Genomic DNA, 12,259 nt, shown 5'->3' with positions numbered 1-12,259 from the left:
GGACAGAAGCGTAGGCCGTCCGCCTGCGGCCGTCTCAACCACGCGCCCGAAAGTGACGTGCCGAGCCCACCCCCGGTCGATCCGGCGACGAATCCCCGATACGTTGGTGCACGCCTGCACGGCGTGGCAGTGTCGATCCTGCGTGGTCGACAATCGAGATCGGGACGGAGCTGGGCGTTGTACGTAGTTGTGATGGGGTGTGGCCGCGTCGGCGCATCGCTGGCCGGGGCGCTCGAACGCATCGGCCACGAGGTAGCGATCATCGATCGCGACGAGTCTGCCTTTCTGCGCCTCGATCCGAGCTTCGGCGGACACCGTGTGGTCGGCATGGGATTCGACCGAGATGTATTGGTGAGCGCGGGAATCGAGAAGGCCGAGGCTTTCGCTGCGGTGTCCTCCGGCGACAACTCGAACATCATTTCGGCGCGCGTCGCACGGGAGACTTTCGGAGTGGACAAAGTGGTGGCGAGAATCTACGACGCCAAACGCGCCGCTGTCTACGAGCGCCTCGGAATCCCCACCGTTGCCACGGTCCCCTGGGCGACCGACCGTTTTCTGCACAACCTGCTGCGCGACGATCCGACCACCAAGTGGCGCGATCCTTCCGGCAGCGTGGCCGTCGTTCTTCTCGACTTCGACGACGGGTGGATCGGCAAGAAGCTCTCGGTTCTCGAAGAGTCGACGCGGTCGCGGGCGGCATTCGTCATCCGCTTCGGCGTCGGATTGCTACCGGACAAGCGCACCGTCATCCAGGCCGGTGACGAGGTCTACGTCGCCGCTGTCTCGGGCACAGTCGCCGAGGCCATCGCGTTGGCGGGCAACCCGCCGCCGTCGGACGACTGATGCACGCCCGCACGTTCCTCATCTCCCCCATCGACCCGAACGGGAAGCCATGAAAGTCGCCATCGCCGGTGCCGGCGCAGTCGGCAGGTCCATCGCACGCGAGCTGATCCGCAGCGAACACGACGTGATGCTCCTCGAACGCAAACTCGACCACGTCGATCAGGCAGCAGTGCCGGAAGCCGAATGGGTGCTGGCCGATGCATGCGAGCTGAGCCTGCTCGAAGCTGCTCATCTCGAGAACTACGACGTGGTGATCGCTGCTACCGGCGACGACAAGGCCAACCTGGTGCTCAGCCTGCTGGCCAAAACCGAGTTCGGTGTCGATCGTGTCGTCGCCCGAGTCAACGACCCACGTAACGAGTGGCTGTTCGATTCCGCATGGGGCGTCGACGTCGCGGTATCGACGCCGCGGATGCTCGCGTCGCTGGTCGAAGAGGCAGTCTCGGTCGGAGACCTCGTGCATCTGATGACGTTCCGAAAGGGCCAGGCGAACCTCGTCGAGATCACGCTGCCGGAGAACACGCCACTCGCAGGTAAGCCGGTCCGCAAGCTCCAATTGCCCAGGGACGCTGCGCTGGTGACGATTCTGCGCGGCGGCCGGGTTATCGTGCCGCAGCACGACGATCCACTCGAGGGCGGCGACGAACTACTGTTCGTCGCGGCCAAAGAAGTGGAGAACGAACTACGTGCTGCGGTCGGACTGATCTGACGGCAGGGTTCCGTCGGTCCGATCGGCGTTGGCGGCAACCTCGAGCGTGTGATCGGCCCGTCGCACGGCCCAGAGCGTGACCAGCAGCGCCACTCCGGTGAGCGGCCAGCCCATGCCGATTCGTGCAACGGCCAGCCAGCCGGTCTGATCGGAGTCGTAGAGCTGCGACTGGACGACGTATCGGGCAGCGAACACCGCTGCCCACGCGATCGTCGCCACGTCGTAGAAACGTACGGCCGATCGGTTGCGACGCCACGTGGTTCCCTTGCCGTTGAGGTAGCCCCAGATGACTCCGACCAGCGGCCAGCGGGCGAGCACCGACATCACGAAGGCCCCGCCGTAGACCAGCGATGTGTAGATGCCGAACAGGAAGTAGCCCTTGGCATCTCCGGTGCGGTACGCGATGAACGCACAGATGCCGACGCCGAAGAAGCCCGAAATCGCAGGCTGAATGGGAGTGCGTTGAATCAGACGCCACACCAGAACTGCAGCGGCGACCCCGAGTGCAGACCACAAGGCGACGGCCAGGCCGAAGAAACTGTTCGCCGGAACGAACACGATGACCGGCAACGTGGAATAGACGAGCCCGCTCAGACCGCCGAGCTGTTCCAGAACGGTCGGGGCCACCTTTTCGACGCTCTCCGACGTCGGCGCATCGGTCGCAGGTTCCGGCGTCGCGGGAGGCGGCACGGCATCGTCACTGTTGGTCACGACAACGAGAGTGCCATACCTGCGACTGTCAGCTGTCGTCGCGCAGTTCGTAGTACGGGTTGTAGACGATCTTGCGTCCATCTCGCTCGCCGACGCGTCCACGAACGAGCACGGTCTTGCCGGGCTCGATACCCGCAATCTTTCGCCGACCGATCCACACGAGCGTCACCGTATCGGTGCCATCGAAGAACTCCGCCTCGATGTTTGCGTTGGCGGCCTTAGAACACGCTTCCACGCTGCGCAACCGACCCAGCATCGTGACTTCCTCGCCGCGCGAGCAATCACATGCGCGTCGGGCACCGGACGCTTCGGAAGATTCGGCCATCTCCTCGGCGTCGAGTTGATCGATGTCCTCGGTCAACTTTCGCGTCAACCGGCGAAAGTATCCTGCGGCAGCGGGTGCCATTGTGCGCTCCAGCGGTATGAGTCGTTCCGCAGGCTCCACGAGCCAGCGGCTTGGGTCGTGCCGCAGGCTCCACTCCCGGAAGCAACTGCGGCGACGTGGGGGTTTGCCTCGTCAGGGCGGGTACTTCGCCACTGTAGACCCGAAGTGTCACACTGACCAACCACCGCCACGCACGGAACCGAAGCCGTGCACAATCGTGTCGTGCACAGCCGATTCGACACCCTCGCCGCGGTCGTTCTACCTGGTACGGGATCGGACGCCGAGTTTGCCGGCGACGCGTTCTCGGCAGCGTTCGCCAGTGTGGGATTGACCACCATCCCCGTCGAACCCGATCCCACCGGTGTGGTCGAAAGCTACGTCGCGGCGTTGAACGCGGCGACGCGGCGACACGGCCGAATCGTCGTTGCAGGAATTTCCCTCGGTGCCGCGGTCGCGGCACGATGGGCCGCGACCAACGCGTCGAACACCGCAGCGCTGGCGCTCGTTCTACCGGCATGGACAGGCGACCCGGCCGGCTCTCCCGCAGCCCTCAGCGCACAGTTCACCGCTCGATCGCTGCTCGAGGTGGGGCTCGATGCCGTCACCGCGGCCATGACGTCGTCGAGCCCCGCATGGCTTGCTCGCACTTTGAGTCGATCCTGGGCCACTCAGTGGCCGGCCCTTCCCGACGCCTTGGACGAGGCGGCGCAATACCGAAGCCTCGAGCTGGACGAGCTGGCGCGGATCGAGCTGCCGACGGTCGTCGTGGGCGCGGTGGACGACGCAGTACATCCGATCGACGTGGCGCAGAACTGGGCGCGGGCGTTACCGAATTGCGCGCTCAGAACGGTGACGCTGGAGATGATCGGCCACGACGCAGGATGCCTGGGCCGTGCGGCTGTCGACGGCCTCGACCTACTCTCCCCTCAACCGCCCAGTTGCTGAATGGCCGATCCCGACGCTCCTCGTCGCGGCGCTCGGTCGCGCTCCGCCGCCGTCGGCTCCGGTACCGAGTTCTGCTGCGGTACCGAGTTCTGCTGCGGTACCGAGTTCTGCTGCGGCGCAGCGGGTTCGGTTTCCGCAGCCTGGGGTTGTGGCGATTGTTGTGCCGCCGCCTGCTGTTGCGCGGCAGCAGCAAGTTGCTCGGCCAGCATTTGTGGCAGCACCACCGGCAGCGGTGTTCGAACGGGATGCGGATCGGTTCCGCGGTCGACCACGGTCTGCCGAAGAATCGTATGTGCGAGTTGGACGAGCGGCTGCCCCTCACCCACGGCACCCGACGGCCCGGCGAGCACGCATCGGACCATCCATCGATAGCCGTCGACTCCGATGAATCGAAGATCGGCATTGGCGGTGACGCCGTGCAGCTCCCGTCCCCAGGGGCCCGTCTCGACCGTGGTCTCGGCCTTGTCGTTGCGAAGCGATGTCGCCAGGTCTGCTGCCACCTCACGCCACTGACCGGGCGATTTAGGCGCCGCATACGCCGCGATGGTGATACGACCGAACTGGGTGACGATGTGCACCGCCTGCGGGCTGCCCGCCTGGGACATTTCGACCTGAAGCTGGCCGCCTTCCGGAAGCGGAATCAACACCGAGCCGAGGTCGAGACGCGTCTTTGCCACGGTCTCGCGATCGTCGTCGAGGTCCTCCAGATCGTGGGGCCCATCGGCGCTGGTGTCCGCGGGCTGCTCGTCCTCGACTCCATCGACGAATGCCTCCGCATCGGGTGCGGAGGCACTGCCGGCGTCGTTCTTCTTACGCCGTCCGAACATGTTCAGCTCTCTTCTTCTCGATTGCTTCCTTGGTGCCTGCCACCGACGCCGCGGCGGAACTCACTGCTTCAGACTCGCATGACCGCCGGTCGACCCGTGACCACCGGCCCCCCGAACTGTGTCGTCCAGCTCGTCGACCTCGACGAACGTCACCAGCTCGACTCGCTGGACGATCAGCTGCGCGACCCGGTCACCCCGGTCGAGCACGATCGGGGAATGTAGGTCGTGGTTGATCAGACAGACCTTGATCTCGCCGCGGTATCCGGCATCGATCGTGCCCGGGGTGTTGACGACCGACAGACCCGATTTCGCCGCCAGGCCCGAGCGCGGATGAATCAGCCCGACGGTTCCCAGCGGAAGAGCGACCGCGATACCGGTTCCCACCAGCACTCGTTCGCCCGGCGCGATCGTGACCGGAGCTGTGATACGCAGATCCACACCCGCGTCACCCTCGTGCGCACGGGCGGGAATCGGTAGCTCGGGGTCGAGTCGGCGAACCCGCACCTCGGTCAGCGGAGATGCAGGCCACACCGGATTCGGGTTAGGGTCGGCCGAAGGATCCTTGCCGGCCTCGGGGACTTCGTCGCTCACGTCGAACGAGACTACGCTGGCCCGCTCGTGTCTCGGTGTGGCGACTACCCTGGTGCTCGTGACTGCAGATCGACAGACCGAACCCGCGAACTCCGAGTCCGGCAACTCCACTCCCAGCAGCGGGCCCGCCGACTCGGTGCTCTACTCCGAGCGGCTCTGGGTGCCGATCTGGTGGTGGGCGGCGGGGGCCGGCGTAGCGGTGTTGCTGGCGGCGGAGATCCATATGGGTGCACCCGGAATCCGGGCTTGGTTGCCGTACGTCGTGTTGCTGCCGCTGGTCGCCTGGGCGCTGTTCGCCTTCAGCAGACTGCGCGTCGAGGTGGTGGCCGAAACAGGTTCGACCGACGTCGAATTGCGGGTAGGGAAAGCACACCTGCCGCTCGCTGTTGCGGCCAAAGCAGCAATCGTCCCTGGAACAGCAAAAAGTGCGGCACTGGGCAGACAGCTCGATCCGCTGGCTTTCGTACAGCACCGCACCTGGGTGAAGCAGATGGTGATCGTGGTTCTCGACGATCCGGACGACCCGACACCGTACTGGTTGGTCAGCACCAAACGCCCCGAGGCGTTACTTGCGGTGCTGTCCGCTCACGGTGTCGAGGCACGCTGACCTCGTACCCGACCGACGGCCGGGGAACCGACGCACAGACCCGAGCTGCTGATCAGGTCTGTGCGGAGAAGATCACGCCGCGCAGTCGCGGCACATCAGCACGCCGTTGGCGTCGCTGGCCAGCCGGCTTCGGTGGTGAACCAGGAAGCAGCTCGAACAGGTGAACTCGTCCGCTTGCTTGGGAACCACTCGAACCGAGAGCTCCTCACCGGACAGGTCTGCTCCTGGGAGCTCGAACGACTCCGCGGTATCGGATTCGTCCACGTCGACCACTGCTGACTGGGCCTCGTTGCGCCGAGCTTTCAGTTCTTCGAGCGAATCCTCCGAGACGTCGTCGGATTCTGTTCTTCTCGGTGCGTCGTAGTCGGTTGCCATTGTTCTCGTACCCCTCATCTTCGTGCGTGTGTGTGGTGGGAGCTGCCGTTGTGGTCGGCTTGTGGCCGTCGGCTGTGAAGAGGGCGCTTGCTCACTCCCACCGATTGTTCGTAACTGATCGAATCGTTCGTCGTCGCGCGGTGCCCGAAACTACACCGGGTAGTTCCCAATACTCGCCGGTTGAAACCCGATCGAGACCTCGCTCACCAGATCGATGGTGCACCGGCGTCCGTTTCTCGAAGCACCGCGGCCGCCAGACAATAGCCGAAGCCGGTCACAAACTCGAAACCGAATCGCCGGTCAGTCCTTTACCTGCATGCACGCCGCAACAACACCGAGGCGGCCGTCTTCATTCCCGGTTCATCGAAGGCTTCCCCGTGCGGGTTTTCGGCTCCGAAACGGGAGTTGCGCTCCGGATCCGGAAAGGGCTGGGCCGAGTGTGCCGCCGCCCGGCAGCGCGGGCATCTACAGTAGGCACGCGTCGGTTGAACCGACCCTGTGACCGGTCTCGGCGACAGCCGAAGGAAAGGCGAAGATCAACTGTGGTTTCTCTGATCACCGAAGGCCGTTCGACCGACGATCGAGGTCGTCCGTTCCGTCGCCGCCGGGCATTTCCCATCATCGCCGTGTTCACGGTGCTGGCACTGCTCGGCGTGGTCGTCTGGGTCAAGGTGTTCACCACATCCGAGGCCACCTCGGCAACCGCCGAGTGCAATACGCCGACCACGACGGCCGCCACCGACGGCACGCAGCCCGCACCCCTGGGTGACGAAGTAGACCCCGACACGCTGCTCGACGTCGCGCCCGCGGCTCTGTCCGCATCGAAGGTGCGTGTCTTCAACGCCAACGGTGAGCGCGGCCAGGCAGCTCTGGTGGCGGCCCAGCTCGTCGATTACGGTTTCGCGAGCGCACCGGACGTTCAGGTGGGCAACGATCCGGTCTATGTCGATCAGAACATGCAGTGCCAGGGCCAGATTCGCTTCGGTGCAGCCGGAGTCGCCGCGGCGAGTGCGGTGTGGCTCGTCGCGCCCTGCGCCGAGCTCATCGAGGATGCCCGCACCGACGACTCGGTCGATCTCGCTCTCGGTACCTACTTCAGCGCGATCCAGCCCAACGACGACGCCGAAGAAGTGCTGCGCACACTTGCCGGTACAGCACCGAATGCCGAGCCGCAGCCGCTCGATGCCGACCTACTCGCCGCAGCGCGCGAATCGCGCTGCTGACGTCGACGCGACTTCTCAACCAGGAATCGGATCGAGCGCGCCTGCGCTGCGCAACGCGGCCAGGAATGCGGTGGATATTCCGGGTGCCATGGCCACGGTCGCAGAGCCGTGCGCACTCGTCGAGTTGGCAGCGGGCAGCCGCACCACTGCTCCGGCCTCTGCGGCGATCAGCGCACCAGCGGCCCAGTCCCACGGACTGAGCCCGTGTTCGAAGTGGGCGTCGACCGCTCCGGACGCGACCATGCACAGATCCAATGCTGCCGATCCGATCCGGCGGATGTCGCGTACCTGAGGCAACAATTCCGAGATGATCGCGCCCTGTACGGCACGACGACCCGACCCGTAGCCGAATCCGGTGGCCAACAACGTCATCGACAATTCGGCCACGTCCGAGCACCGCAGTTGCTCCAGTGTGCCGTCGGGCCCCCGTACGGTGGCACCGCGACCTTTCGCCGCGGAGTAGACGAGATCGCGAGCAACGTCGACCACAGCCCCCGCCACACTGACGCCGTCGATCTGAACGGCGACCGACACCGCGTAGGCCGGGATTCCGTACATGAAATTCACGGTCCCGTCGATCGGGTCCAGTACCCACCGCACACCGTCGAGCGACTCGTCCTCGCTCCCTTCCTCTTCCCCCAGAATGGAATCCGACGGCCGCACCTGCGCCAGCATCTCGCGCAGCACACGCTCGGTCTCGGTGTCCACGACGGTCACCGGATCGGTCGGCGTGCTCTTGGACTGCACTGCGTCGTCATCGGCGCTCGAACCGTCACCGAACACCTGCGGTCGCCGCAGTCGCACGTGCTCGGCGGCACGCATCGCGACGCGTTCGGCAACCTCGCGCAATACGTCCACGTCTCGCGTGTTCGATTCGGTGTCCAGCTCTCCCGGCGGCACCGTCGTGCCGGGCAATTGCGTACTGGCGGTGTCGTTCTGCGATCCGTCTGATTTCGGCACACGTACATCGCAACACACACCGACGGCCGAGCACCACTGCAGCGACTCACCGAACACGTCGACGTTCCGCGAAGAACGAAACGGCACTATTGTTCGGAAGCGACGGCACCACACGGATTCGATCAGGCCAGGAGCGGCATCCACATGACACAGGCAGGTTCGGACAACCCCCTCGGCGGGGCAGCACGCCACGGATTCGGCGTCGACGTCGGCGGCAGCGGCATCAAAGGCGGGATCGTCGACCTGAGCACCGGGGACCTCGTCGGCGACCGCTACAAGATCGAGACTCCCCAGCCGTCCACCCCGGATGCCGTCGCTCGTACCGTCGCGGAGATCGCCGCGCACTTCGAGTGGACCGGTCCGGTCGGAGTCACACTTCCCGCCGTGGTGACCAACGGCGTGGCTCGTTCAGCGGCCAACATCGACAAGTCCTGGATCGACACCGACGCCCGAGCACTGTTCGCCGAGGCCATCGGAACAGAGAACATCACCGTTCTCAACGACGCCGATGCGGCCGGAATCGCCGAGGACAAGTACGGCGGCGGCAAGGGCAAGGACGGTGTCGTCGTGCTCCTGACATTCGGCACCGGGATCGGTTCGGCGGTGCTGCACAACGGGGTGCTGCTGCCCAACACCGAATTCGGACACATGGAGATCAACGGCAAGGAAGCCGAGCACCGGGCAGCGTCGTCGGTGAAGGAAAATCAAGGGTTGTCGTACAAGGAATGGGCCAAGGAAGTCTCGAAGGTTCTGCAGACGTTCGAGGCGCTGCTGTGGCCGGATTTGTTCATTGCCGGCGGCGGCATCAGTCGCAAGAGCGAGAAGTGGATTCCGCACCTGACGAACCGCACTCCCGTGGTGCCCGCAACCCTGCTGAACACTGCCGGGATCGTCGGTGCCGCCCTCGCTGCGGACAGCGCCGTGCCGTCCGCAGAGACCGGCACATCCGCTGGATCGGCCCACTGACACGCGGCGTCGCCACTCGCGTAGGACGAGGGTCGGTAACAAACTCCTGAGAGGTCGTTACAATGGTGTGTGCCGGTACGCAGCCGGCCAGAATCCGAAGACCTCTCCGCCGGAAACAACTCTGGCGTGACGCCGCACGACTTCGTCACGAAAGGGCGTACGTGGCAGCCACCGATATCCGTCAGACCGTAGATTCCGAGACCGAGTCTGCGGCACCTGCACCTGCTGTCAAGGCACCCGCTGCGAAGGCACCGGCAAAGAAGGCTCCGGCGAAGCGCGCCGCGGCCAAGAAGGCACCGGCGAAGAAAGCCGCAGCGAAGAAGACAGCAACATCTCCCGCTTCCGGGGACGACGCCGACGAGAGCGCACCCGGAATCGAGGACATCGACATCTCCGAAGGCGATCTGGCTGCTGCCGCCAACGATGTGGTCGAGGTCGTTGCAGCGGGTGACGATACCGAAGAAGACGCCACCAGCGAGCCGACCGCCGAGGACAAGGCGTCGGGCGACTTCGTATGGGACGAGGAGGAATCCGAGGCCCTGCGTCAGGCTCGTAAGGATGCCGAGCTCACCGCGTCGGCGGACTCGGTCCGTGCGTACCTCAAGCAGATCGGCAAGGTCGCCCTCCTCAACGCGGAGGAAGAGGTCGAACTGGCCAAGCGCATCGAGGCAGGCCTGTTCGCGGTCGAGAAGATGCGCGAGTCCGCGGAGAAGGGCGAGAAGCTCCCCGTCGCGCAGCGTCGAGACATGACGTGGATCTGCCGTGATGGCAACCGCGCCAAGAACCACCTGCTCGAGGCCAATCTTCGACTCGTCGTCTCCCTGGCCAAGCGCTACACCGGTCGCGGTATGGCTTTCCTGGACCTCATTCAGGAGGGCAACCTCGGTCTCATCCGCGCGGTCGAGAAGTTCGACTACACCAAGGGCTACAAGTTCTCCACGTACGCCACCTGGTGGATCCGACAGGCCATCACTCGGGCCATGGCCGATCAGGCCCGCACCATCCGTATCCCGGTTCACATGGTCGAGGTCATCAACAAGCTCGGCCGCATCCAACGCGAATTGCTTCAGGATCTGGGTCGCGAGCCCACTCCGGAAGAGCTCGCGAAGGAAATGGACATCACGCCCGAAAAGGTGCTGGAGATCCAGCAGTACGCGCGTGAGCCGATCTCCCTCGACCAGACCATCGGTGACGAGGGCGACAGCCAGCTCGGCGATTTCATCGAGGACTCCGAAGCTGTCGTCGCCGTCGACGCAGTCTCGTTCACGCTGCTGCAGGACCAGCTCCAGTCTGTGCTCGAGACCCTGTCCGAGCGCGAAGCCGGCGTGGTTCGTCTGCGGTTCGGCCTCACCGACGGCCAGCCGCGCACCCTCGACGAGATCGGCCAGGTGTACGGGGTCACCCGTGAGCGAATTCGCCAGATCGAATCCAAGACGATGTCCAAGCTGCGTCACCCGTCCCGTTCCCAGGTTCTCCGCGACTACCTGGACTGAGTGACCCGATTCAACGAACGTCGACCGTCGATCCTCGAGATCGGCGGTCGTCGTCGTTTTCGGGGGGGACGGTATGTGGGTGGCGGCGGTGTCGCCTCCTAGTCGGCGTCGTCACCCAGTCGGCGGCGTTACATCGATGGTTCTACGAATGTCCCGTCCGGCCCGGGCCGGTAGTCCAGCACCGCCGTGACGGCCGCGATCGGTAGTGGCCCGTAGAGATGTGGGAAGCGCATGGACTCCGGATCGGACGGCACGCCGGGTTCCCATCGAACGGGTGAATTCAGTCGAGTCGGATCCAGACGAAGCAGAACGAGATCCTCTCGCCCCTGGAACAGTCGATTCGCAGGCAGATGCACCTGCTGCGGCGTCGACAGGTGAACGAAACCCACATCGCCGTACGAGTCCGGTACGTATTCGGACTGCCCCCGCATCGACAGCCACTCCCCTGCAGTGCAGATGTGAACGAGGTCGTCCTGCTTACTTGTCACCGTTTCATTCTGCCGGGTTGCGCCCCTGTCAGGGCGGTGGAACGTCGACAACGCCTCGATCTCTGCCGGATGGGAGGCCACCGACCACCACCGCCGCGATGACAGCCACGATTCCGACGGCCTCGAGGGTCGTGGGAATCTGAGTCAGCACCACGGCGCCGACCACCGTGGCCGTCGCCGGTAGAAGCGCCAGCAGCAGAGCGAATCGCGCCCTCCCGACTCGCACCAGAACGTACTGATCGAGAACGTACGGAACCACACTCGACAGCAGACCGACGCCCAACCCCAGAACCCAGATTCGCCAGTCACCCAGGGCATCGGCATGAGCCAGCGCAAACGGACCGAACAACGGCGCGGCCAGAACCAGCGAGGCGATGCCGAACCCGGCCGCCATGTCGTCGAGACCCTGACCCGCATCGGCAACGGACTTGCCCAGGACGATGTAGGCGGCCCACAGCGCCGCCGATCCCAGCGCGAAGGCGATTCCTACGAGGCCCACTTCGCCGCCCTCGAACTGCGCCGAGGCAATGGCACCGACGCCCCCGACTACCAGGAGAAGCGCACAGACGTCGGCCGGCTTCCTCGACCCGGCTGCTGCGACCGCGATGGGCCCGAGAAACTCGATCGCTACGGCCGCACCCAGTGGTAGCCGGGCAATGGCCTCGTAGAACATCGCGTTCATGCCGATCGTGGCACCGCCGAACGCGGCTGCCGTGCACAGTCGCCGCCCGGACCACGTGCCGCCCGCACCCGCGCGGTGCCGCCAGGGCCGCCGCCAGATCACCAACACCAGAGCCGCGCCGAAACCGCGCAGCCATGCCACTGCGGCCGGGTCGACGGTGTCGAACAGGAATACACCGATCGCCGCACCCACGTACATGCACACCGCGCCGATCACGAACAGCGACGGAATACCCAGCTTCGATGCGCCGGAGAGCGAAGGAGAAGTCGAAGCCACAAAGGCGACCCTACTGCCGCGGCTCGCTGCGAGCCGTGTCTGCTCTCAGCGAACAGATTTCACGACGTTCCAGCTCGTGAGGCATGTTTCGTGTTAGTGACAACACAAAGAAACGCGCTCGGGAACAACGCGTGACCGCCATACGTCTGACAGAGTGAACGAACCGCGCCATACCGAC

Annotated in this window: 15 protein-coding genes; 7 read left to right on the top strand and 8 right to left on the bottom strand. The window is 65.0% G+C overall.

Annotated features, from left to right (window positions below):
- Positions 1-177 precede the first annotated feature (177 nt).
- Together ASG84_RS19160 and ASG84_RS19155 are read left to right on the top strand one after the other, a co-directional pair.
- A complete protein-coding gene (locus ASG84_RS19160) occupies positions 178-843 on the top strand; it encodes a potassium channel family protein (RefSeq protein WP_057478775.1) in 666 nt (221 codons plus the stop codon).
- Between the two features lie 49 nt (positions 844-892).
- Positions 893-1,552 carry a potassium channel family protein gene (locus ASG84_RS19155; protein ID WP_032377739.1) on the top strand — a complete coding sequence of 220 codons (660 nt, stop codon included), beginning with the start codon at positions 893-895 and terminating at the stop codon, positions 1,550-1,552.
- On the opposite strand, the gene ASG84_RS19150 is transcribed toward ASG84_RS19155, so the two are convergent.
- Together ASG84_RS19150 and ASG84_RS19145 are read right to left on the bottom strand one after the other, a co-directional pair.
- Positions 1,526-2,263, bottom strand: coding sequence for a DUF3159 domain-containing protein (locus tag ASG84_RS19150; protein WP_442970986.1), 738 nt, complete (start codon positions 2,261-2,263; stop codon positions 1,526-1,528). The two genes, ASG84_RS19155 and ASG84_RS19150, sit on opposite strands and share 27 nt — an antisense overlap.
- 28 nt (positions 2,264-2,291) lie before the next feature.
- A complete protein-coding gene (locus tag ASG84_RS19145; protein ID WP_032378440.1) occupies positions 2,292-2,669 on the bottom strand; it encodes an OB-fold nucleic acid binding domain-containing protein in 378 nt (125 codons plus the stop codon).
- Between the two features lie 201 nt (positions 2,670-2,870).
- Here ASG84_RS19145 and ASG84_RS19140 point away from each other — a divergent pair, with 201 nt between their 5' ends.
- Positions 2,871-3,593 carry an alpha/beta fold hydrolase gene (locus ASG84_RS19140; RefSeq protein WP_057478773.1) on the top strand — a complete coding sequence of 241 codons (723 nt, stop codon included), beginning with the start codon at positions 2,871-2,873 and terminating at the stop codon, positions 3,591-3,593.
- Here the strand turns inward: ASG84_RS19140 and ASG84_RS19135 are convergent.
- Positions 3,575-4,420 (bottom strand): DUF3710 domain-containing protein, encoded by an 846-nt coding sequence (locus ASG84_RS19135; protein ID WP_057478603.1) that lies wholly within the window; start codon positions 4,418-4,420, stop codon positions 3,575-3,577. The two genes, ASG84_RS19140 and ASG84_RS19135, sit on opposite strands and share 19 nt — an antisense overlap.
- 60 nt (positions 4,421-4,480) lie before the next feature.
- Entirely contained in the window at positions 4,481-4,933 is a 453-nt protein-coding gene (gene dut, locus ASG84_RS19130) for a dUTP diphosphatase (protein ID WP_156399628.1), read from the bottom strand.
- Between the two features lie 214 nt (positions 4,934-5,147).
- On the opposite strand from dut, the gene ASG84_RS19125 reads away from it, so the two are divergent.
- Positions 5,148-5,618, top strand: a complete 471-nt coding sequence (locus ASG84_RS19125; protein WP_057478771.1) for a DUF3093 domain-containing protein — start codon at positions 5,148-5,150, stop codon at positions 5,616-5,618.
- 72 nt (positions 5,619-5,690) lie between these two features.
- On the opposite strand, the gene ASG84_RS19120 is transcribed toward ASG84_RS19125, so the two are convergent.
- Positions 5,691-5,993: a DUF4193 domain-containing protein gene (locus tag ASG84_RS19120; RefSeq protein ID WP_027496891.1), complete on the bottom strand. Its 303-nt coding sequence runs from the start codon at positions 5,991-5,993 to the stop codon at positions 5,691-5,693.
- Positions 5,994-6,535: 542 nt separating this feature from the next.
- Between ASG84_RS19120 and cei the strand changes: the two genes are divergently transcribed.
- On the top strand, positions 6,536-7,216 hold the full coding sequence (cei, locus tag ASG84_RS19115) for an envelope integrity protein Cei (protein ID WP_057478602.1): 681 nt from the start codon (positions 6,536-6,538) through the stop codon (positions 7,214-7,216).
- 15 nt (positions 7,217-7,231) lie between these two features.
- On the opposite strand, the gene ASG84_RS19110 is transcribed toward cei, so the two are convergent.
- Entirely contained in the window at positions 7,232-8,116 is an 885-nt protein-coding gene (locus ASG84_RS19110) for an inositol monophosphatase family protein (RefSeq protein WP_442970996.1), read from the bottom strand.
- Between the two features lie 204 nt (positions 8,117-8,320).
- Here ASG84_RS19110 and ppgK point away from each other — a divergent pair, with 204 nt between their 5' ends.
- Both ppgK and ASG84_RS19100 read left to right on the top strand, forming a co-directional pair.
- Positions 8,321-9,142 (top strand): polyphosphate--glucose phosphotransferase, encoded by an 822-nt coding sequence (ppgK, locus tag ASG84_RS19105; RefSeq protein ID WP_057478601.1) that lies wholly within the window; start codon positions 8,321-8,323, stop codon positions 9,140-9,142.
- A gap of 161 nt (positions 9,143-9,303) precedes the next feature.
- Positions 9,304-10,635 carry an RNA polymerase sigma factor gene (locus tag ASG84_RS19100; protein WP_057478600.1) on the top strand — a complete coding sequence of 444 codons (1,332 nt, stop codon included), beginning with the start codon at positions 9,304-9,306 and terminating at the stop codon, positions 10,633-10,635.
- A 128-nt stretch (positions 10,636-10,763) separates the two neighbouring features.
- On the opposite strand, the gene ASG84_RS19095 is transcribed toward ASG84_RS19100, so the two are convergent.
- Positions 10,764-11,123, bottom strand: a complete 360-nt coding sequence (locus ASG84_RS19095; RefSeq protein WP_057478599.1) for a DUF952 domain-containing protein — start codon at positions 11,121-11,123, stop codon at positions 10,764-10,766.
- Between the two features lie 28 nt (positions 11,124-11,151).
- Positions 11,152-12,081: an EamA family transporter gene (locus ASG84_RS19090; RefSeq protein ID WP_057478598.1), complete on the bottom strand. Its 930-nt coding sequence runs from the start codon at positions 12,079-12,081 to the stop codon at positions 11,152-11,154.
- Positions 12,082-12,259 lie beyond the last annotated feature (178 nt).

Origin of the sequence: Rhodococcus sp. Leaf278, assembly GCF_001426085.1 — a bacterium.
Taxonomy (GTDB): Bacteria; Actinomycetota; Actinomycetes; order Mycobacteriales; family Mycobacteriaceae; genus Rhodococcoides.
This window is presented reverse-complemented; position numbering and strand designations above follow the sequence as displayed.

Bases quoted from the DNA above. Each gene is read 5' to 3' on its own strand.
- ASG84_RS19120 (WP_027496891.1), bottom strand. From the start codon at position 5,993: ATGGCAACCGACTACGACGCACCGAGAAGAACAGAATCCGACGACGTC.
- ASG84_RS19155 (WP_032377739.1), top strand. From the start codon at position 893: ATGAAAGTCGCCATCGCCGGTGCCGGCGCAGTCGGCAGGTCCATCGCA.
- ASG84_RS19145 (WP_032378440.1), bottom strand. From the start codon at position 2,669: ATGGCACCCGCTGCCGCAGGATACTTTCGCCGGTTGACGCGAAAGTTG.
- ppgK (WP_057478601.1), top strand. From the start codon at position 8,321: ATGACACAGGCAGGTTCGGACAACCCCCTCGGCGGGGCAGCACGCCAC.
- ASG84_RS19135 (WP_057478603.1), bottom strand. From the start codon at position 4,420: ATGTTCGGACGGCGTAAGAAGAACGACGCCGGCAGTGCCTCCGCACCC.